This is a genomic window from Streptomyces sp. NPDC054841 (genome assembly GCF_053611045.1).
Map to the genome: position 1 here is coordinate 1 of NZ_JBSGZO010000027.1, position 19774 is coordinate 19774.

Genomic DNA, 19774 nt, shown 5'->3' on the forward strand with positions numbered 1-19774 from the left:
GCCCACGGCACCGCGCGAGGCATCCGGGTCCGCGTCCCCGCCGCCGTCGACCGCCGCGGCTGCGCCGCGCGGCACGCTCACCGCGCCGGTGTTCCCGGCGGCACCCGCCGTGACGGCGCCCGGCGAACCCGCTGCCCCGCCGCGCGCCGAGCGGGCGTCGGTCCGGCGGCTGAGGGCCCGGCGCAGGAGGGGGCGGGCCACCTCGCCCACGAGGAGGGCGAGCGTCAGGTAGAGGAGGGTGGCGAGCCAGAGGTAGCCCGGCCAGGCCAGGGTCTGCTGGAGCCAGAAGGGGGCGCCGGCGCGGCCGGAGGTGAGGGCGCCGACGGAGAGCAGGGGCAGCACGGTCACCGCCACCGTGCCCGCGCGGCGGGCGGCGCCGCCGCTCGCCGTCGTGTCGCGGACGAGACGCCGCCAGACGTACCAGTGGACGCCGCCCAGCAGTGCGAGCACCGCGACCATCACCAGCAGGACGATCAGCACGGCAGCCGTTCCCCTCACGCTTGTTGCTTGTCGCCTATCGCTTGTCCGCGTTCGAGTCCGCGTCAGCGTCCGCGTCGCGTTCGCGCCGCAATGCGCGTACGCCACGCAACCCGATCACTCCGACCACCGTCCCCAGGAGAAAGGACGTGATGGCGAGCAGCAGATGGACCCAGAAGTACGCCGTGGGTTCCCCCGCGTCGTCGAAAGCGAGCCCGCTGCTGTCCTTCCACAGGTTCTTGACGAAAGTGATCCAGATGAACCAGGTCCACACCCCGAACGCGAGCAGGAACCAGGAGACGGGGCGGCTGAGCTTCATGGACCCAGTATCACCGTCGTCCTCCGCGCGGGTGTGGCGGGGTCAGCCGGCCGCGCCCCAGGGGCCGGCCGGGTCCCGCGATGGGCTGTCCCGGCGGCACTCGCGGCGGGTCACCCCGCCGGTGTCAGCATCCGCGTCAACTCCATGTACGTTCTCGTCCGTGTCTGCTTTGAAGAAGACCGCATTGACGGTCGCCGCCGCCACGTTGTTGCCCGCACTCACCGCCGTGCCCGCGACCGCGGCCGCCAAGGCCGACAAGCAGGACGACAAGGCCCCGAAACCACCGGCGGTCATGTCCACGGTCGGCGGCACTCAGCTCGGCAAGCCGGGCACCCAGGTCAATCTCGCGCCCGGCGCCCCCGTCCTTCCGAAGGACGTGACGGGCCGGTCCTGGATCGTCGCGGACGCGGAGAGCGGTGAGGTGCTCGCCGCTCACAACGCGCACTGGCAGCTGCCTCCCGCCTCCACTCTGAAGATGCTCTTCGCGGACACCGTGCTGCCCAAGCTGCCCAAGAATCAGGAGTACACGGTCTCGAACCGCGACCTGGCCGGTGTCGGCGAGGGCAGCAGCCTCGTCGGGGTCAAGGAGCACCACACGTACTCCGTCCACGATCTGTGGCTCGGGGTGTTCCTCCGTTCGGGGAACGACGCCGTCCATGTGCTGGCGGAGATGAACGGCGGTGTCGACAAGACCGTCGAGGACATGCAGGAGCACGCGGACGAGCTCCAGGCCCTCGACACGCATGTCGTCACGCCGGACGGTTACGACGAGTCGGGCCAGGTGTCGAGCGCGTACGACCTGACTCTGTTCGCCCGCAGCGGGCTGCAGAAGGAGGACTTCCGGGAGTACTGCTCGACCGTCCGTGCCAAATTCCCCGGCGAGATGAAGCCGGGCAAGAAGCGCGAGACCTTCGAGATCCAGAACACCAACCGGCTCCTCACCGGCGAGTCGGGCATCACCCCGTACGAGGGCATCGCGGGCGTCAAGAACGGCAACACCACGCACGCGGGCGCGACCTTCACCGGTGTCGCGGAGCGGGACGGCAAGGTGCTGCTCGTCACCGTCATGAACCCGTCGTCGAAGGAGCCCCAGGCGGTCTACAAGGAAACCGCACGCCTCTTCGACTGGGGTTTCTCGGCGGCCGGGAAGGTGGAGCCGGTCGGCGAGCTGGTCCCGCCGAAGTCCGCGCGTTCGGGCCCGCCCAACGACTCCTCGCCGGGGACGACCGGCGAGGAAGGGAAGAAGAACCGGCCGGGACCGGCCAAGGCCTCCGCCACGGCGGACCGTGGTTCGAGCGGCGTCGGTGTCGCGATCGCCGTGACCGGCGGTGTGCTCGTGCTGCTCGCCGGGGCCGCGTTCCTGGTCAACCGGCGCTGGCCGCTGCCGGATCTGGTCCGTCGCCTTCCGCGCCGCTAGGCCCTGTCCTGCCCTGGCCTGCCCTGCTTGCCCTGGCCTGCTCTGGCTGCCCTGTCGGCCCTGTCTGGGGGGCCTCCCCGCCGCCGGCGGCCTCGTCGGGGGCGGGGCTCCGGTCCGTCGCCGTCCACGCCGCGCAGTACAGGAGCAGCTTCGCGGTGAAGTTGATCCACAGCAGCAGCGCGACCGGTACGCCGAACGCGCCGTACATCGAGTTCGCCGCAACTCCCGAGATATAGCCGCTGAGCAGCAGCTTCAGCAGCTCGAAGCCGACTGCTCCGAGCAGCGCCGCGACGATCAGCCGGCCGCGCGGCGGATGCACGCCGGGCAGCAGCGTCAGGACGTACAGAAGCATCAGGAAGTCGGCGAGGGCCGCGACGGCGAGGGCGGCGATCTGGAGCAGGACGCCGCCCGCCCCGTCGCGGTCGATGCCGAGCCGGTCCGCGCTCCAGCCCACGGCGCTCGAGCCGAGGGCCGAGGCGGCGAACGAAGCCAGGCCGACCGCGCCCAGCCCGAGCAGGACGACCGCGTCCTTGCCCTTGCGTACGAAGAGGTTGCCCTCGTCCTTGTCGTCGAGGCCCCAGACGACGCGCAGGCACTCCCGCATCGAGCCGATCCAGCCGATCCCGGCGAGCAGCAGCAGCGCACCGGCGATCAGGCCGACCGTGCCCGCGTTGTCCACGAGTGCGCCGAGGTTGAGCTGTTCCGAGATGCCGGGCACCTGTTCGGCGAGCCTGTCCTCGATCTCCTTGAGCCGGTCCTTGCTGAGCAGCGCGGCACCGATCGCCGCGGCGACCGTGATCAGCGGGAAGAGTGCGAGAAAGCTGATGAAGGTGATCGCGGCCGCGAGCCGGGTCCAGCGTGCCTCCTCGAGCGTTTCGTACGAGCGCCAGGCGTGGGTCCGCATCAGCCGCTGCACGAGCGGGCCGATGACAGGGAGTCGGGTCAGCCAGTCCATGGCGTACGTCTGCCCTCCCGCGGAAAGCCTGATCCGAATACGAGGGTTCTCGTCCCCCAGAAGCGCAGGCAGGTGGCGAGGGCCATACCGACACCGAACCCGGAGACGGTGTCCGCGCGGGGCGAGGTGAACCCGAGTCCGTAGTGGGAGGCGGCGAGGCAGAGCAACTGCACGAGGGCGCCGGCCGCGTTGACGCCGAAGAAGACGGCGTACTCCCGCCAAGCGACGCGGCGTGGGGCGTGACGACGTCCGACTTGACGTCCTTGATGTCCGACTTGACGTCCGCGGTGTCGTCCGCCGTACGTCCCGAGGGCGTTGCCGAGATACGCGACGGTGCACCCGGCGACGAAGGAGAGGGCTTTCGCGGGGAGTGGTTCCCAGCCGGCCGGGCCGCGCAGCGCGAGGAAGAGGGCGAGGTCGGCGGCGTACGCACAGAGTCCGACCAGGGCGAACGACAGCAGTTCCGTCGCCCGCGCGACCAGAGGCCCGCGCGCCGGTCCGCTCATGGGCGCGCTCACCGGTCCGCTCACCGACCCGCTGACAGGTCCGCTCACCGACCCGCTCACGGGTCCGCTCATGGGTCCGCTCATGGGTCCGCTCATGGGTCCGCTCACAGGTCCGCGACCGCCATGGCGTAGATCCCCAGCCACACGAGTCCGATGACGGCGAGCGGGCGGTCGCGGAGGACCACGTCCTCGGGGGCTCCGGCGGCGCCACGATCGGCGAAGACCGCGTACCGCAGCACCGCGAGGATGAACGCGACCATCGAGAGCTGACGCCAGGGCAGCAGCGACCCATTGGCGGTGCCGCCGCTCTCCAGCGCCCACAGGCAGTAGCCGAGGACCGCGACCCCGGCCGCCAACTGCCAGACGAAGCGGAGATATCCGGTGGTGTACGAGGTGAGCAGCGCCCGGGTCGCGCCGTCCGAGCCCGCCATCTCCACGGCTTCCGAGTACCGCTTGGCGGCCACCATGAAGAGCGCGCCGAAGCCGGCGGTGATCAGGAACCAGCGGGACAGCGGGATGGACAGCGCCACACCGCCGATCATCGCGCGCATCAGGAATCCGGTGGTGACGATCGCCAGATCGACGACGAGGACATGCTTGAGGCGGACGCAGTAGGCGAGCTGCATCACGACGTACCCGGTCAGCAGCGCGGCGGTCATCGCGTTGCACAGGACCACCGCGGCGGCGATCGCGGCGGCCCCTAGAATCGTCCCGGCCGCGTAGGCGACCGGGACGGGCACCTGCCCGGCGGCCACCGGGCGCGCGCACTTCACCGGGTGGGCCCGGTCGGCCTCGGCGTCGAGAGCGTCGTTGATCAGGTACACGGCCGAGGCGGCGGCCGTGAACAGAGTGAAGACGACTGCCAGTTGAAAGGCTGTATGCCGGGAGAACAGCTCTCCGGCCGCCGCCGGGGCCGCCGCGACCAGCACATTCTTGATCCACTGGCGTGGCCGTACGGTCCTGATCAGCCCGAGGGGCAGACTCAACGGCCTGATCCTGACGGGCGTGGGCCCCTCGGGCCGGCGCCCCGGCTGGTCCAGCAGTGCGGTGCTGCGCTCAGACATGGGTGCCCCCGGCACCGGGGCGCAGCCCCGAGGCGGCGCTGCTCGTCGCGCGGCCCTGGCTCCGGACCGGGTACCGGACCATGTGCCTGACCGGGGCTCGGCCCGGGGCCCGGAGCAGCGCGGGGCCGGCGTTCTGCCCGGCCCCCAGCCACGCGACGCCCAGCCCTGCCGTGAGGCCCCCGAGGAGGGCGCCCGCGGCCACGTCGGTCGGGTAGTGGACGCCGACGACCAGCCGGGACACGCACATCGCGGCGGCCAGCGGCGGCACCAGCCGGCGACCGGCCGGGCTCAGTGCTCCGAAGGCGACGGCGGCGGCGGCCGCGGAGGTGGCGTGCGAGCTGGGGAAGGAGTGCCGGCTCGCGGTGCGTACGAGCGGTTCGTACACCGGCGGTTCGGGGCGGGGCCGGCGCACCACCTGTTTGAGGCCCATGCTCGCGAGATGGGCCGCACCGATCAGCGCGGTGCCGCGCAGCCAGCCGCTGCGCCGCTCCGGGTCGGCCGCCGCGCACAGGAGGCCCGCGGCGATCCACAGCGCGCCGTGCTCGCCGCTGTGCGACAGCGCGCGGGCCGCCGCGGCCACCCGCGGTTCCCTTCCGCAGTCCCGCATCGCGGCCAGCAGCCGGCGATCGACGCCTGAGCATGACGACCATCCAGACCGGCCCGACCAGCCGGACCGGAACGCCCTGTCCGAACCATCCGGGCTGTCCGAGCTGTCCGAGCTGTCTGCCCTGTCGACCTTTCGCATCTGCCACCCCTTTCCATGGACCAGGAGCGACTCTTCTCAACACAAGGTCGACATTTGTGGTCATCTTTAATGACACCCGTTTAATCACCCGTTCGGCGAGTCCACGAACATTAGGAGCGAACCTCTCATAAAGGGCGATAGCGTCGCGCGCATGTCTGCCGACTCCTCCGCCGTCCCCGGCTCCGTCCACGCGCCGGACGTGCCCGGCGCACCCTCGTACCCGGTGGAGGCCGGGCCCTCGTCCCTCGTTCCCGAGCAGCCCGCCGGGGACGACGGCTTGCCGGTCGCGGTGACCGGCTGGGGCCGCACCGCCCCCACGACCGCGCTGCTCGTCCGCCCCCGTACGTACGAGGAGGCCGCGGCGGCGGTACGCGGCTGCGGGGCGCGCGGCTCCATCGCGCGCGGCCTCGGCCGGGCGTACGGCGACGCGGCGCAGAACGCGGGCGGCGCGGTCCTCGACATGACCGGCCTCGACCGGATCCGCACCATCGACGCCGAGCGGGGCGTCGTGGTGTGCGACGCGGGAGTCAGCCTGCACCGGCTGATGGAGGTGCTGCTGCCCCTCGGCTGGTTCGTGCCGGTCACGCCCGGGACCCGCTACGTGACGGTCGGCGGCGCCATCGGCGCCGACATCCACGGCAAGAACCACCATGTCTCGGGCTCGTTCTCCCGCCATGTCCTCTCCCTGGAGCTGCTCACGGCCGACGGTGAGCTGCGTACGGTGATCCCCGGCACCGACCTCTTCGACGCGACGGCGGGCGGCATGGGCCTCACCGGAGTGATCCTCTCCGCCACGCTGCAACTCCACCGCGTCGAGACGTCACTGATGTCCGTCGACACCGAACGGGCCGCCGACCTGGACGACTTGATGGCCCGGCTCACCACCGGCGACCACCGCTACCGCTACTCGGTCGCGTGGATCGACCTCCTCGCACGCGGCGCGGCGACGGGCCGCTCGGTGCTCACCCGCGGGGAGCACGCGCCCCTCGACGCGCTCCCGCCGCGCGCGCTGCGCCGGCCTCTGGAGTTCCGCCCGGGCCGCTTCCCCGCCGCCCCCCGCTTCGTACCGGAAGGGCTGCTCGGCCACACGTCCGTGGCCCTCTTCAACGAGCTCTGGTACCGCAGGGCGCCGCGCGCACGCAGGGGCGAGCTGCAGAAGATCTCCGCGTTCTTCCATCCGCTCGACGGGGTCCCGCACTGGAACCGGATCTACGGGCGCAGTGGCTTCGTCCAGTACCAGTTCGTGCTCGGGTACGGCCAGGAGGAGGCGCTGCGCCGGATCGTGCGGCGCATCGCGAGCCACCGCTGCCCGGCGTTCCTCGCCGTGCTGAAGCGGTTCGGCGAGGGCGTCCCGGGCTGGCTGTCGTTCCCCATGGCCGGCTGGACGCTGGCCCTGGACATCCCGGCCCGGCTGCCGGGGCTCGGCGCCTTCCTGGACCAGCTGGACGAGGACGTGGCGGGGGCCGGCGGACGGGTCTACCTGGCCAAGGACGCGCGGCTGCGGCCGGAGCTGCTGGCCGCGATGTACCCCGGGCTCGACCGCTTCCGGGCGCTGCGCGCCGAACTGGACCCGCGCGGAGTGTTCATGTCGGACCTGTCCCGCCGACTCTCGCTGTGACGCCCGCTGTGACGCCCGGTGACCCTCGTTGTGACCCCGCAGTCGCCTGTGACCGCCGGGCCGGCCATGACCTCCGGGACGGGCCGGCCACGACCTCTGAGATGAAGGAGCGCGCACCGTGAAGGACGCCTTCGGCACCCCCCAGTCCCTGCTCGTCCTCGGCGGTACGTCGGAGATCGGCCTGGCCACCGCGCGCCGGCTGGTGGCCCGCCGTACCCGCAAGGTCTGGCTGGCCGCCCGCCCCTCCCCCGCCCTGGACGCGGCCGCCGGCAGTCTCCGGGAACTGGGCGCGGACGTACGTACGGTCCCCTTCGACGCGCTCGACCCCACCGAGCACGAGGAGACCCTCGGCAAGATCTTCACGGAGGGCGACATCGACATGGTGCTGCTCGCCTTCGGCGTCCTCGGCGACCAGGCGCACGACGAGGCCCGGCCGCTCTCGGCGGTCCGGGTCGCCCAGACCAACTACACCGGAGCCGTCTCCTCCGGGCTGGTCTGCGCGGGCGCCCTGCAAGCCCAGGGCCATGGCTCGCTCGTCGTGCTGTCGTCGGTCGCGGGTGAGCGGGCCCGGCGCGCCAACTTCATCTACGGGTCGTCGAAGGCCGGCCTCGACGCGTTCGCCCAGGGCCTGGGCGACGCCCTGCACGGCACGGGCGTGCACGTCATGGTGGTCAGGCCCGGGTTCGTACGGTCGAAGATGACGGCAGGGCTGGCGGAGGCGCCGCTGGCCACGACGCCCGAGGCGGTCGCCGAAGCGATCGAGCGGGGCCTGCGGCGGCGCTCGGAGACGGTGTGGGTGCCGGGGGCGCTGCGGGTGGTGATGTCGGCGCTGCGGCATGTGCCGCGGCCGCTGTTCCGCCGCCTCCCGGTGTGAGAGGGCGTCTCTGGTGTGACGGGCCCTCCCGGTGCGGGACGACGCCTCGTGGGCCGGGCAGGCGCCTCCCGGTGCGGGAGGCGCCGGCGTCACCGTGGAGTCGCGGCCGGTTCGTCCACCGGGGCGCTCTGCGCCGGAACGTTGGGCAGGCTCTGGCCGCCCCCGAACGCGTACTCCTGGAGCTTGCGCCACACGCCGTCCGCGCCCTGCTCGTACAGCGCGAAGGACGTGCAGGTCCACCGCGCCTCGTACCCGGCCAGCTCCTCGTACGCCCGGTCCATCCCCTCTTCGGCGATGGCGTGCGCGACCGTCACATGCGGGTGGTACGGGAACTGCAGCTCCCGCACGAGCGGCCCCGACGCGTCCCGCACGCGCTGCTGGAGCTGCGTGCAGGCGGAAGCACCCTCGACGACCTTGACGAAGACGACCGGCGAGAGCGGGCGGAACGTGCCTGTGCCGGACAGCCGCATCGGGAACGGCCGGACCGTCGCCGCGACCCGCACGAGGTGCGCCTCGACCGCCGGCAGGGCGGAGGCGTCGGCCTCGGTGGGCGGGAGGAGGGTGACGTGCGTGGGGATGCCGTGCGCGGCGGGATCCCCGAAGCCCGCGCGCTGCTCCTGGAGCAGGCTGCCGTAGGGCTCCGGGACCGCGATCGAAACGCCGAGCGTTACGGTCCCCACGTCGTTCTCCTATCGGGTGTCCGGATTTCGATGTTTTAGACGTTTTCGAGGGTTTCGATGGTCTGTGCAGCCGCCAGTGTGACGGCTGCGGCAGTGGTCCCGCCAGGGTCCTTGGACTCGGTGCCCGCCAGGGTCCTTGGACTCGGCGGCCTCAGTGCTTGGCAGGCAGGAAGCCCACCCGGTCGTAGGTCTGGGCGAGGGTCTCGGCGGCGACCGCGCGGGCCTTCTCCGCACCCTTGGCCAGGATGGAGTCCAGGGTCTCCGTGTCGTCCAAGTATTCCTGGGTACGGGCCCGGAACGGAGTGACGAACTCCACCATCACCTCGGCAAGGTCGGTCTTCAGCGCACCGTAGCCCTTGCCCTCGTACTTCTGCTCCAGATCCGGAATTCCCGTACCGGTGAGGGTGGAGTAGATGGTCAGCAGGTTGCTGACACCGGGCTTGTCGGCCGGGTCGAAGCGGATGACCGTGTCCGTGTCGGTGACCGCGCTCTTGACCTTCTTCGCGGTCGTCTTCGGCTCGTCGAGCAGATTGATCAGGCCCTTGGGGGTGGACGCCGACTTGCTCATCTTGATGCCCGGGTCCTGCAGGTCGTAGATCTTCGCCGTCTCCTTGAGGATGTACGGCGCCGGGAGCGTGAACGTCTCGCCGAAGCGGCCGTTGAAGCGCTCCGCGAGGTCGCGGGTGAGCTCGATGTGCTGGCGCTGGTCCTCGCCGACCGGGACCTGGTCGGCCTGGTACAGCAGGATGTCGGCGACCTGGAGGATCGGGTACGTGAAGAGGCCGACGGTGGCCCGCTCCGCGCCCTGCTTCGCTGACTTGTCCTTGAACTGGGTCATCCGGGACGCCTCGCCGAAGCCGGTGAGACAGTTCATGACCCAGCCGAGCTGGGCGTGCTCGGGGACATGGCTCTGGACGAACAGGGTGCAGCGCTCGGGGTCGAGGCCCGCGGCGAGCAGCTGGGCGGCGGCGAGCCGGGTGTTGGCACGCAGTTCGGCCGGGTCCTGCGGAACGGTGATCGCGTGAAGGTCCACGACCATGTAGAAGGCGTCGTGGGTCTCCTGGAGCGCGACCCACTGGCGGACCGCTCCGAGGTAGTTGCCGAGGTGGAACGAGCCTGCGGTGGGCTGGATTCCGGAGAGCACACGAGGACTGTCAGAGGCCATGTCCAGCATTCTCTCAGGTACCGCCGACCGGACGGGAACCGATCGCCGGTGTGCGGTGTATCAAGAGTGTGGGAATGCGGGAGGGGACCCTGGAGGGGGGCCGCACTCTGACCGTCGTCGACGAGGCAGCGGTGATCGCGCGCGTGCGTTCCGGGGAGCCCGAGGCGTACGCGGAGCTGGTGCGCGCGTATACGCAGGTGGCGCTGCGCGCCGCTGTGGCCTGCGGTGCCGGCGCCGACGCGGAGGACGTGGTGCAGTCCGCCTTTTTCAAGGCGTATCAGTCACTGGGCCGGTTCCGGGAGGGTTCGGCGTTCCGGCCGTGGCTGCTGCGGATCGTCGTCAATGAGACGAGGAACACAGTGCGGTCGGCGGTGCGGATGCGGGAGCTCGCGGGGCGCGAGGCGATGCTGCTGGGTCCCGCCGAGCCTCTGATACCGGACACGGCGGATCCGGAGGCCGCGGCGGTGGCGGAGGAGCGCCGCGGGCTGCTGCTCACCGCCCTGGACGCGCTGAGTGAGGAGCAGCGGCAGGTCGTGATCCACCGCTATCTGCTGGAGCTGGACGAGACGGAGACGGCTCAGGCGCTGGGCTGGCCGCGCGGCACGGTCAAGTCCCGGTTGAACCGCGCGCTGCGGAAGCTGGAGCGGCTGCTGCCGGACGGCCCCGAAGGGGGTGACGGTCATGGATGAGCGGGAGCTGCCGGACGGACTTCGGGACGAGCTGCGGAACGGGCTCCGGGACGAGCTGCGGGAGCTGGGCCGGCGCCTGCCGGTCCCGGACGTCGACGGGGAGTCGATGGCCGAGCGCGTGCTGGCCCGGATAGTGGCGGAGTCGGTGCCGGTGCCCGTGCCGGAGCCGGTCCATGGGCGAGCGGGTTCGAGGAACTCGTGGCTCCCGGGAAAGTCGTGGCTCCCGAGGAACTCGTGGCTCTCGTGGATACGGCGCCGCCGACGTGCGCTGACCGTCGTGCTGTCGGGCGCGCTGGTGGTGCTGGCGCTCACTCCCCCGGTGCGGGCCGCCGTCGCGGACTGGTTCGGATTCGGCGGCATCGAGGTGCGCTACGACCCGTCGGCCACACCCTCGCCGGGCGCGAAGGTGCCGCCGTGCCCCGCCCCGGTCGCCCCGGCCGAGGCCGCGCGGCAGGCCGGCTTCGCGGCACGGGTGCCGGCGGCACTGGGCGAGCCGGACGCGGTGTCGGTGAGCGTGGTGCCCGGCGGCCTGAGGGCGATCAGCCTCTGCTGGTACGAGCCGTCGGGGACGGTCCGGCTCGATGAGTTCCCGGCACGTCTGGACCTCGGTTTCACCAAGCAGGTCCGGGTCCATCCGGAGGGGGTGGAGCTGTCCGGCGGGCGGTTCGGGGTGTGGTTCGCCGAACCGCATGTGCTGCGGTTCCCGCTGACCGACGAGACCGGGCAGCAGTGGACCGAGTCGCGGCGTACGGCGGGGCCGACGCTGCTGTGGATGTCCGCCGACGAGCGGACGACGCTGCGGCTGGAGGGCGTGGCGGGCTTCGCCCGTGGCCGGGAGATCGCCGAGTCCACGCCGTGAGGACCGGCAGGGATCTCCCCGACCGGTCTCGGTGACCGGCGGCCGTACGCGGCCGGAAAGCCGCCGGAGAGCGGACGGAAAGCGGACCGGAAGCGGACGGAAAGCCGCCGGAAACTGGTCGCCGTGGAGTGGGAACCCGGAGGGCTCGGGCGGTGTACCAGAAGTGACGCCGACGCGGTGCGGACGGTCCGGACCGGTCATGGCGTCGGCAGGGGGAAGCATGCGACTGCTACGACGACTCGCCGCGCTGGTGACGCTGCTCGCCATGAGCCTGGCCGCGGCCCTGTTCCTCGCACCGGGGGCGCTGGCCGGGGGGCCGACGAGTGTGCTGATCTCCTCCCCGGAGAGCGGGGAGACGGCGGGGCTCTCCTACTCGAACGCGGAGTACGACCAGCTGTCCGCGCTGCTGGGCTCCGGCTCCTCGGGCGAGACGAACCGGCCGCCGACCCTGGACGCGATGACCGGAATACGCCAGATCAATGTGACGTGGATGCTCCACGACGTCACTCCATGGCGGGTGGACCGCGTCTATCCGTCGGACGACGGGGGCGCGGTCTGGATCCACACGACGTCCAATGTTCCGGAGTCGCACGACGGCCTGTGGCACAAGGCGGCCAAGCCGGCCGAGCTGACGGCCCTGCTCAAGCGGCTCAGAGTGATGGGGAAGAAGAGCGCCGAGGGTGTACCGGGCATCCCCCCGCAGTCGTCCTGGGAGACCGGCGGGGCGGCAGCGGAGCAGCCTGGCCAGGCGGCCGCGCCCGCCGGTGGCCCCACCGACTGGTGGTGGGCGATACCGGGCTTCGTCGCCGGTGCGGCGCTGGGGCTGGCACTGCAGCCGCTCGCGGCCCGCCTGCCGCGCCCGCTGCTCGGCGGACGTGACACAGAGCGGGACTCCGGGCCCCGCCAGCAGCTCCTGGACCTCTAGTGCCGTGGCCGCGCGCGCTCAGGCGGTGACTCTGGTGGCCCGGGGCGCCGCCCCGGGCCACTCCCCCTACGCTCGCGGGCGAAGGGGGACCCTCAGCTCAATCGCCGAAGGGGCTGTTTTCAGCCCGCCCGGCGATTGAGGACGGACACTTGGGCCCGGCTGCCGGAGGAGCAGCCAGGTACCGGCCCTCTCCGGAGCCCGCCCGCAGGGCGCACGAGGGTATGGCGCCCGCGCCCGGGGATCGGCAGGGACCGGGGCCGCCGGACGGGGCTGGGCGCCCCCGGGTCAGGCCGGCAGGCCGGGGGCGGGGAAGGCGGACATCAGGTCCGCGACCTCGGTCCGGATGGCGGCCAGTGCGTCCTCGTCGCCCGTGCGGGCGGCGGTGACGCCACGGTCGATCCAGTCGGCGACCGTCGGCATGTGCTCGGAGGTGAGTCCGCGAGAGGTGAGGGAGGGGGTGCCGATGCGGATGCCGGAGGGGTCGAAGGGCTTCCGGGGGTCGTAGGGCACGGTGTTGTAGTTGACCACGATCCCGGCCCGGTCCAGGGCCTTCGCAGCGACCTTGCCCGGGACGTCCTTGGGGGTGAGGTCCATCAGAATCAGATGGTTGTCGGTGCCGCCGGAGACCAGGTCGAATCCGCGGGCGAGCAGCTCCTCGGCGAGGGCCTTGGCGTTGGCGACGACCGCGTGCGCGTAGTCACGGAAGGAGGGCTGGGCCGCCTCGTGCAGGGCGACCGCGATGGCGGCGGTGGTCTGGTTGTGCGGGCCGCCCTGGAGGCCGGGGAAGACTGCCTTGTCGATGGCCTTGGCGTGTTCCTCGCGGCACATCAGCATGGCGCCGCGCGGCCCGCGCAGCGTCTTGTGGGTGGTCGTGGAGATCACGTCGGCGTGCGGGACCGGCGAGGGGTGGGCGCCGCCCGCGATCAGGCCGGCGATGTGCGCGACATCGGCGACGAGCACGGCGCCGGACTCGCGGGCGATCTCGGCGAAGGCCGCGAAGTCGATGGTGCGGGGCAGCGCGGTGCCCCCACAGAAGATGATCTTCGGCCGCTCCTTGAGGGCCAGTTCGCGTACCTCGTCGAAATCGATGAGGCCGGTGTCCTGGCGCACGCCGTACTGGACGCCGCGGAACCACTTGCCGGTGGCGGACACACCCCAGCCGTGAGTGAGGTGGCCGCCCATCGGCAGGGCCATGCCCATCACGGTGTCGCCGGGCTCGGCGAAGGCGAGATACACGGCGAGGTTGGCCGGGGAGCCGGAGTAGGGCTGGACATTGGCGTGGTCGACGCCGAAGAGGGCCTTGGCCCGGGCGATGGCGAGCAGCTCGACCTGGTCGATGTTCTGCTGGCCCTCGTAGTAACGGCGGCCGGGGTAGCCCTCGCTGTACTTGTTCTGGAGGACGGTTCCGGAGGCTTCGAGCACGGCGTGCGAGACGTAGTTCTCGCTGGGGATGAGCCGCAGGGTGTCGGCCTGCAGCCGCTCCTCGGCACCGACGAGCGCGGCCAGTTCGGGGTCGGCGGCGGTGAGCGCGGGATGGTTGTGCTGAACGGGAAGAGTCATGGCGTCCTCCGGGGCAGGCGGTCGGTGTCCCGGGTGCAGCTGGGGCTTCCCCGGCCGGAGGCAGGGGGCGGGCGGCACCCACGCGGGAATTCGGTTCCCGGGGTGCCCAGGCGGGCGGCACCTCGTAGGTTCTGCCGCACACGGCTTCCCCGCGGTTCGTTCCGCGTACGCCAGTCGCCGTGCGTACCGCCCACCCTACTCGCGGCGGCCCGCGAGCCCGGTCACGGGTTCAGAAACCGCAGGGAAACGGGAAGGTCTCCGGCGAGCCGCGACAGAAGCTCAATGTTTCTTCACCGGGTGACCGAGCGACGATAGAAAGGGGCACCACCCCAGGCCCTGGTCCGACCCAGCGACCCATGCCGCAGGACGAACGGAGACCCCGTGTCTGCAACGGAGAGAGCGATCGCCTCCGCGGAGGCGCACAGCGCCCACAACTACCACCCGCTGCCCGTCGTCGTCGCCTCGGCGGACGGTGCGTGGATGACCGATGTCGAGGGGCGCCGCTTCCTCGACATGCTCGCCGGGTACTCGGCGCTCAACTTCGGCCATGGCAACCGGCGGCTGATCGATGCCGCGAAGGCCCAGCTGGAGCGGGTGACGCTGACCTCGCGCGCGTTCCACCACGACCGGTTCGCCGACTTCTGTACGCAGCTCGCGGAGCTGTGCGGCATGGAGATGGTGCTGCCGATGAACACCGGGGCGGAGGCGGTGGAGACCGCTGTGAAAACCGCCCGCAAGTGGGGCTACAAGGTCAAGGGCGTCCCGCCCGGTCAGGCGAAGATCGTTGTCGCGGCGAACAACTTCCACGGCCGGACGACGACGATCGTCAGCTTCTCCACCGACCCCGAGGCACGGGCCGACTTCGGTCCGTACACGCCGGGCTTCGAGATCGTCCCGTACGGCGATCTCACCGCCCTGCACGCCGCGGTCAGCGCGAACACGGTGGCGGTGCTGCTGGAGCCGATCCAGGGCGAGGCAGGCGTGCTGGTGCCGCCGGCGGGCTATCTCGCCGGCGTCCGTGAGCTGACCCGCGAGCGGAATGTGCTGTTCATCGCGGACGAGATCCAGTCCGGCCTGGGCCGCACCGGCCGCACCTTCGCCTGCGAGCACGAGGGTGTCGTCCCGGACATGTACATCCTGGGCAAGGCGCTGGGCGGCGGTGTCGTGCCGGTGTCGGCGGTCGTGTCCTCCACCGAGGTGCTCGGCGTCTATCAGCCGGGGGAGCACGGCTCGACGTTCGGCGGCAATCCGCTGGCCTGTGCGGTGGCGCTGGAGGTCATCGCGATGCTGCGCACCGGCGAGTTCCAGCAGCGCGCCACCGAGCTGGGCGAGCATCTGCACCACGAGCTGGGACTGATGGTGGGCGGCGGCGCGGTGCAGGCCGTGCGCGGGCGCGGCCTCTGGGCCGGGATCGACATCGCCCCTTCGCACGGCACCGGCCGGGAGATCTCCGAGAAGCTCATGGACCGCGGTGTCCTGGTCAAGGACACGCACGGTTCGACGATCCGGATCGCCCCGCCGCTGGTGATCAGCAAGGAGGACCTGGACTGGGGCCTGGACCAGCTTCGGGCGGTGCTGGCGGGCGAATGACCCGGGGCGGTGCGCCGGGTCACTCGCCCGCGGGGCCCGGCGCACCGCCTGGAGGCCCATGGGACCTCCAGGCGTCCCGGGAGGTGCTGGGACCGCCTGTGCCCTGTCCGGGCCCTAGAGGATCACATGCGGCAGGAAGCGTGCGTACTCGTCGGTGATCAGTCCGGACGACTCCCGGATCCCGAGCCCGGCGGCCTCGTCCTCGACGACCCATGCGCCGAGGACGACCCGGTTGCCGTCGAAGTCGGGCAGCGGCGCCAACTCCTGGTAGCAGCAGGCCTCTTCCCGTACGGCATGGCCCGCGGCAGAACCAGTGCCCGGCTCATGGATGGTGACGCCCGCGCCTTCGCGGCCCAGCAGCGGCTTGGCGACGTAGCCGCCGGTGGCGGCGAGTTCGCGCGGACCGTCGAGATAGGCGGGCAGCAGATTCGGGTGCCCCGGGTAGAGCTCCCACAACACCGCGAGCAGCGCCTTGTTGGACAGGAGCATCTTCCAGGCGGGCTCGATCCAGCAGGTGGTGCCGGTGCCGCCGCCGTTGTCCAGGGTGTCGAGGACGTGCGGGCCGAAGCGGTCCGTGGTCAGCCACTCCCACGGGTAGAGCTTGAAGCAGCTGCGGATGAAGCGCAGCCGGTCGTCCACGAACCGTCCCGAGAGCCGGTCCCAGCCGATCCGTTCGACCGACAGAGCCTCGGTGGCGAGCCCGGCCTGCTGAGCGGTTTCGCGCAGATACGCGACCGTCATCAGGTCCTCGCCGAGCTCGTCCCCGTCGGAGTGCACGAAGTGCACCGGGCCGGGTGGCAGCAGCGGCGCCTGCCGTTTCCAGGCGTCGACGAGCCGCTCGTGCAGAGAGTTCCACTGGTCGGCGCCGGGGAAGCGTTCCTCCATCCAGAACCACTGGGGGCTGGCCGCCTCCACGAGCGAGGTGGGGGTGTCGGCGTTGTACTCCAGCATCTTGGCCGGTCCCGTGCCGTCGTAGCGCAGGTCGAACCGCCCGTAGATGGAGGGAAGTTCGGCACGGCGCCGCCAGGACTCGGCGACCCGCCGGGCCAGCCGCCGGTCGCTGATGCCGAGGTCCGCGAAGCGGTCGTTCTCCACGATGTGCGCGGCCGCGGCCAGGCACATGGCGTGCAGCTCCTCGACGACCTCCTCCAGCGCCTCGACCTCGGGCAGCGAGAACTCGTAGTACGCGCTCTCGTCCCAGTACGGCCGCAGCGAACCGTCCGGGTAGCGGGTGAGCGGATAGATGAGCCCCTGCTCCTCGACGGTTTCCTGCCAGCCGGGGCGGGGTTCTATGGTGTGACGCTTCATCGGTACGTACGTGTCCCGGCTCAGCCGCCGCCGCTGCTGGATCCGCCGAAACCGCCGCTGTCCACGGCCGACTTGTCGTAGCTGCCGCCCGTGACCTTGCCGCTGCGGACGCTGCCGCCGTAGTAGTAACGGCCGGAGGTGTGCCCGTCCCCGTCGTCGTCCTCGCACTTGTAGTCGGGCAGGACCTCGTACGTCACGGGGTCGATACACCTCTCGTCCGGCTCCGAGCCGCAGGACGTGAGCGTCGCCGCGAGCACCCCCATACCGCCGAGCACCACTGTGCCCGACCTCAGCCTGCGCCGCGCCATCCCTCCGGCCTCCCCGTCCTCGTACACATCAATCCAGTCAACGAATCGCCGCACACACTAGATGGCCGCGCCGCCCCGCTGTAAGCCCGGTCCACGAACCCTCCCCAACTAGAGTCGTTTTGTGTTCTTTGGGATGCTCTGTGCGATTGCCTCCGCCGTCTGCTACGGCCTGGCCACCGTCCTCCAGGCGGTCGCCGCCCGTAGCGTCGTCGATCCGGCCTCGGCGTCCGGGGTGGACCCCGCGCTGTTCCTGCGCGCGGTGCGGCAGTGGCGGTATCTCGTCGGACTCGCACTGGACGGGTTGGGGTTCGCGCTGCAGATCGTGGCGCTGCGGCTGATCCCGATCTACGCGGTGAGCGCGGCGCTCGCCGCGAGCCTGGCGGTGACGGCGGTGGCCTCGACGCGGGTGCTGTCGGTGCGGCTCAGCCGGGTCGAGTGGACCGCGGTCGGCGTGGTCTGCGCGGGCCTCGCGATGCTGGGGCTCGCCTCGGGTCCGGAGGGCGAGACGCCCGCGCCGCCCGAGCTGAAGTGGGTGCTGCTCGGCACGGCTGTCGCGGTCCTGCTGATCGGCGCGGCCGCGGGCCGGCTGCCGGGCCGCTCCCGGGCGCTGGTGCTGGGCCTGGGCGCGGGCATCGGCTTCGGGGTGCCCGAGGTGGCGGTGCGGCTACTGGACTCGGTGGACTTCACGAACCCAGCGCTGTACGCGCTGCTGCTCGGCGGGGCGGCGGCGTTCCTGCTGCTCACCTCGGCCTTCGCGCGCGGCTCGGTGACCACGGCGACGGCGGGTCTGGTCCTGACGGAGACCCTCGTCCCCTCGGCGGTCGGCGTCATCTGGCTCGGTGACCGCACCCGGGAGGGCCTCGCCTGGCTCGCCGTCGCCGGCTTCGCGATCTCGGTGGCCGGCGCGCTGGCGCTGGCGCGCTTCGGGGAGCTTCCGGCGGTCCCGGGGCAGGACCCAGGCCCTTCGGCGCCCGTGCGGGGGTAGGGCGCCTGCGGCGGGCCACGCGGCGGAGCCGCACGTCGACGCAGCCCCCCGCCCCGCCCCTTCCCGAAACTGGGGGCCTGCCCCCAGCCCCCGGGCCGTACCCGGTACCGCCCGGGCGGCCCGGGTGTCCGTCCTCAATCGCCGGACAAACTCCCCCGAGCAGCGCACGGCCTCCATCGGGGAGGCGTTCCCGGGCAGAAGAAGGATCTCGTGTCCGCGTAGACCCCACGAACTCCGCCCGAGTACGATGCCGCACTTCGGCCGGGCGGATACAGGGGCGCCTTCGTGGGTCCGGGGTCAGGCTGCGCGGCGGGCCCTGACAGCGTCCGTGTACAACTCGCGCGTCAGATTTTCCACGCCGATGCCCAGCTCAAAGAGCACTGCTCGCACGTCGTCCAGGGCGCCCTGCACCTCGTGGTCTTCTACGAGTGTCTCCACTTCGAGGAACGTCCCGTCGACCTCCGGCACTCGGACGAGGGTGGCGAGCATCTGCCGACCTCTGGCCTCGAACTCGTAGTTGCGGCAGCGCTTCTCGAAGGCGATGACTGGCACGTAGCCCAGACCCCGGAGCATCGCGTGAACCGCCTCGGGGTCGGCGACGCGTGTCTCATGCTCGGGCTTCGACCCGGACGCCTCGTCCACCTTCGCGTCCTTGAACGTGAGTACCGAGCGCGTGTCGTCCGGACCATGGACGGTACGGACGCGGAGCTCCTGGTCGCGCTTGTCCAAGCCGCCTTCAGGGTCGTCGTAGTAGGTGTCCTTGTACACCTCAGCCCGCCCTACTGCGAGCCTGTCAAGCCTGCGCAGCACCTCCTCGGGCGCGTGCACGCGGGCCTTCAGCTCAGCCTCGATCACCGGCTGCTCCCCAATCTCTCGTCTCACACAGTCCGCTCGGCGCCGTCGAGAATGGCGTCAAACATCCGCAGGAAGCCCCGGTAGAACGGGCCGTGCGGCGTCTCCATCACCTTGTACGTCGCCGACTCGTGCCCCTCCCACCCCGCATCGAAAGCGCCTACGAACATGGTGGAGTCCGTCCGAATGATGCGCCAGGTCGGCAGCATGCCGTACCGGTACACCTGAACGTCGCACGTTGCGGCGAGTTCACGCAGGCGGGCCTCCGCGAGCTGTACCCCACCCGCGAGGGATTCGGTCGACTCACCGATCTCGGCAGCTCGTTGGGCGAGCGCAGGCGATCCGGGGTCGAGGAGCAGGACCCGTACCTGTAGGCCGTTGCCGCCCTGCTCCCGGGGCAGGCAGGCCCGCAGGAGTGAGTCGTTCAGCCCGATGAGGCCGAGGCCGCGGACGGCGAGGACGTCAAGCTGCTGCGCTGCGCGGGCGTTCTGCTGGATCTCCTCACGGGCGGACGCCTGAGAGGCGTAGACCCGGACCACTTCCGGGAACGCCGCCAGGTCGAAGGCTGCACCGCCGCTGCGTTTCTCCCTGCTCGCTGCGAGGCCAAGCAAGTGGCGCGTGTCGTCGGGCATGTTCAGCCCGTCCGCGATCCGCTCGTAGACGTCGAGGCGGGACACCTCGCGGCGGCCGTTGATGATCTCGTTGACGCGGCCCTGCGTCATGCCAATCGCGGCCGCGATCTTCGCCTGGCTGGCTCCGGCGTACTGCTGCGCGTACCGGAACACCGCGCCGATGTCCCTGGCGCGTAAGGCCTGCCGCACCTCGGCGCGCTCCCAGGCCCACTCGGGCAGCTCGATCGCTGCCAGCATCGTCGGCAT

The 19774-nt window shown here is 71.5% G+C and carries 20 protein-coding genes, 1 pseudogene and 1 riboswitch; of the genes and pseudogenes, 8 read left to right on the top strand and 13 right to left on the bottom strand.

Translation table 11 applies throughout. The features are described 5' to 3' along the window. Window positions 1–459: pseudogene (locus ACWGI8_RS06295) on the bottom strand (metallophosphoesterase); the annotation flags it as partial. A gap of 55 nt (window positions 460–514) precedes the next feature. Continuing rightward, window positions 515–796 (bottom strand): SCO4848 family membrane protein, encoded by a 282-nt coding sequence (locus tag ACWGI8_RS06300; RefSeq protein WP_453658950.1) that lies wholly within the window; start codon window positions 794–796, stop codon window positions 515–517. Between the two features lie 160 nt (window positions 797–956). Between ACWGI8_RS06300 and ACWGI8_RS06305 the strand changes: the two genes are divergently transcribed. Beyond that, window positions 957–2213, top strand: a complete 1257-nt coding sequence (locus ACWGI8_RS06305; protein ID WP_453658951.1) for a D-alanyl-D-alanine carboxypeptidase family protein — start codon at window positions 957–959, stop codon at window positions 2211–2213. Here the strand turns inward: ACWGI8_RS06305 and ACWGI8_RS06310 are convergent. The 4 genes from ACWGI8_RS06310 to ACWGI8_RS06325 all read right to left on the bottom strand — a co-directional run bounded on the left by ACWGI8_RS06310 (window position 2161) and on the right by ACWGI8_RS06325 (window position 5318). After that, the gene (locus ACWGI8_RS06310) at window positions 2161–3168 is read right to left on the bottom strand and encodes a YihY/virulence factor BrkB family protein (protein ID WP_453658952.1); all 1008 of its coding nucleotides are present in this window, start codon (window positions 3166–3168) and stop codon (window positions 2161–2163) included. The genes ACWGI8_RS06305 and ACWGI8_RS06310 overlap by 53 nt on opposite strands. Then, entirely contained in the window at window positions 3156–3674 is a 519-nt protein-coding gene (locus ACWGI8_RS06315; RefSeq protein ID WP_453658994.1) for a GtrA family protein, read from the bottom strand. The genes ACWGI8_RS06310 and ACWGI8_RS06315 overlap by 13 nt, the downstream gene beginning before the upstream one ends. 104 nt (window positions 3675–3778) lie before the next feature. Further along, window positions 3779–4738 carry a decaprenyl-phosphate phosphoribosyltransferase gene (locus ACWGI8_RS06320; RefSeq protein WP_453658953.1) on the bottom strand — a complete coding sequence of 320 codons (960 nt, stop codon included), beginning with the start codon at window positions 4736–4738 and terminating at the stop codon, window positions 3779–3781. Further along, window positions 4731–5318: a phosphatase PAP2 family protein gene (locus ACWGI8_RS06325; RefSeq protein WP_453658954.1), complete on the bottom strand. Its 588-nt coding sequence runs from the start codon at window positions 5316–5318 to the stop codon at window positions 4731–4733. The genes ACWGI8_RS06320 and ACWGI8_RS06325 overlap by 8 nt, the downstream gene beginning before the upstream one ends. 316 nt (window positions 5319–5634) lie before the next feature. On the opposite strand from ACWGI8_RS06325, the gene ACWGI8_RS06330 reads away from it, so the two are divergent. Both ACWGI8_RS06330 and ACWGI8_RS06335 read left to right on the top strand, forming a co-directional pair. Continuing rightward, window positions 5635–7101 carry an FAD-binding protein gene (locus ACWGI8_RS06330; protein ID WP_453658955.1) on the top strand — a complete coding sequence of 489 codons (1467 nt, stop codon included), beginning with the start codon at window positions 5635–5637 and terminating at the stop codon, window positions 7099–7101. A 118-nt stretch (window positions 7102–7219) separates the two neighbouring features. Next, window positions 7220–7975 (top strand): decaprenylphospho-beta-D-erythro-pentofuranosid-2-ulose 2-reductase, encoded by a 756-nt coding sequence (locus ACWGI8_RS06335; RefSeq protein ID WP_453658956.1) that lies wholly within the window; start codon window positions 7220–7222, stop codon window positions 7973–7975. Window positions 7976–8064: 89 nt separating this feature from the next. Here the strand turns inward: ACWGI8_RS06335 and ACWGI8_RS06340 are convergent, their stop codons facing one another. Together ACWGI8_RS06340 and trpS are read right to left on the bottom strand one after the other, a co-directional pair. Next, entirely contained in the window at window positions 8065–8655 is a 591-nt protein-coding gene (locus tag ACWGI8_RS06340; RefSeq protein ID WP_453658957.1) for a 2'-5' RNA ligase family protein, read from the bottom strand. Between the two features lie 151 nt (window positions 8656–8806). Beyond that, window positions 8807–9820: a tryptophan--tRNA ligase gene (gene trpS / locus ACWGI8_RS06345; RefSeq protein ID WP_453658958.1), complete on the bottom strand. Its 1014-nt coding sequence runs from the start codon at window positions 9818–9820 to the stop codon at window positions 8807–8809. A gap of 74 nt (window positions 9821–9894) precedes the next feature. Between trpS and ACWGI8_RS06350 the strand changes: the two genes are divergently transcribed. The 3 genes from ACWGI8_RS06350 (at window position 9895) to ACWGI8_RS06360 (ending at window position 12293) form a co-directional block, all read left to right on the top strand. After that, on the top strand, window positions 9895–10509 hold the full coding sequence (locus ACWGI8_RS06350) for an RNA polymerase sigma factor (RefSeq protein ID WP_453658959.1): 615 nt from the start codon (window positions 9895–9897) through the stop codon (window positions 10507–10509). Beyond that, window positions 10502–11368, top strand: coding sequence for a hypothetical protein (locus ACWGI8_RS06355; protein WP_453658960.1), 867 nt, complete (start codon window positions 10502–10504; stop codon window positions 11366–11368). The genes ACWGI8_RS06350 and ACWGI8_RS06355 overlap by 8 nt, the downstream gene beginning before the upstream one ends. A 220-nt stretch (window positions 11369–11588) precedes the next feature. Next, the gene (locus ACWGI8_RS06360; RefSeq protein WP_453658961.1) at window positions 11589–12293 is read left to right on the top strand and encodes a hypothetical protein; all 705 of its coding nucleotides are present in this window, start codon (window positions 11589–11591) and stop codon (window positions 12291–12293) included. Between the two features lie 285 nt (window positions 12294–12578). Here the strand turns inward: ACWGI8_RS06360 and ACWGI8_RS06365 are convergent, their stop codons facing one another. After that, window positions 12579–13853: a serine hydroxymethyltransferase gene (locus ACWGI8_RS06365; protein WP_453658962.1), complete on the bottom strand. Its 1275-nt coding sequence runs from the start codon at window positions 13851–13853 to the stop codon at window positions 12579–12581. 97 nt (window positions 13854–13950) lie between these two features. Next, window positions 13951–14041: riboswitch (ZMP/ZTP riboswitch) on the bottom strand. Window positions 14042–14234: 193 nt separating this feature from the next. On the opposite strand from ACWGI8_RS06365, the gene rocD reads away from it, so the two are divergent. Then, window positions 14235–15443 carry an ornithine--oxo-acid transaminase gene (gene rocD / locus ACWGI8_RS06370; RefSeq protein WP_453658963.1) on the top strand — a complete coding sequence of 403 codons (1209 nt, stop codon included), beginning with the start codon at window positions 14235–14237 and terminating at the stop codon, window positions 15441–15443. Window positions 15444–15557: 114 nt separating this feature from the next. On the opposite strand, the gene ACWGI8_RS06375 is transcribed toward rocD, so the two are convergent. Continuing rightward, a complete protein-coding gene (locus ACWGI8_RS06375; RefSeq protein ID WP_453658964.1) occupies window positions 15558–16751 on the bottom strand; it encodes a glutathionylspermidine synthase family protein in 1194 nt (397 codons plus the stop codon). Window positions 16752–16771: 20 nt separating this feature from the next. Next, the gene (locus ACWGI8_RS06380; protein ID WP_453658995.1) at window positions 16772–17059 is read right to left on the bottom strand and encodes a hypothetical protein; all 288 of its coding nucleotides are present in this window, start codon (window positions 17057–17059) and stop codon (window positions 16772–16774) included. Window positions 17060–17180: 121 nt separating this feature from the next. Here ACWGI8_RS06380 and ACWGI8_RS06385 point away from each other — a divergent pair, with 121 nt between their 5' ends. Beyond that, window positions 17181–18044, top strand: a complete 864-nt coding sequence (locus ACWGI8_RS06385) for a hypothetical protein (protein WP_453658965.1) — start codon at window positions 17181–17183, stop codon at window positions 18042–18044. Window positions 18045–18341: 297 nt separating this feature from the next. On the opposite strand, the gene cyaB is transcribed toward ACWGI8_RS06385, so the two are convergent. Together cyaB and ACWGI8_RS06395 are read right to left on the bottom strand one after the other, a co-directional pair. Further along, complete coding sequence (gene cyaB, locus ACWGI8_RS06390) at window positions 18342–18899, bottom strand: class IV adenylate cyclase (protein WP_453658966.1); 558 nt, start codon at window positions 18897–18899, stop codon at window positions 18342–18344. A gap of 23 nt (window positions 18900–18922) precedes the next feature. Then, the gene (locus tag ACWGI8_RS06395) at window positions 18923–19774 is read right to left on the bottom strand and encodes a helix-turn-helix domain-containing protein (protein WP_453658967.1); all 852 of its coding nucleotides are present in this window, start codon (window positions 19772–19774) and stop codon (window positions 18923–18925) included.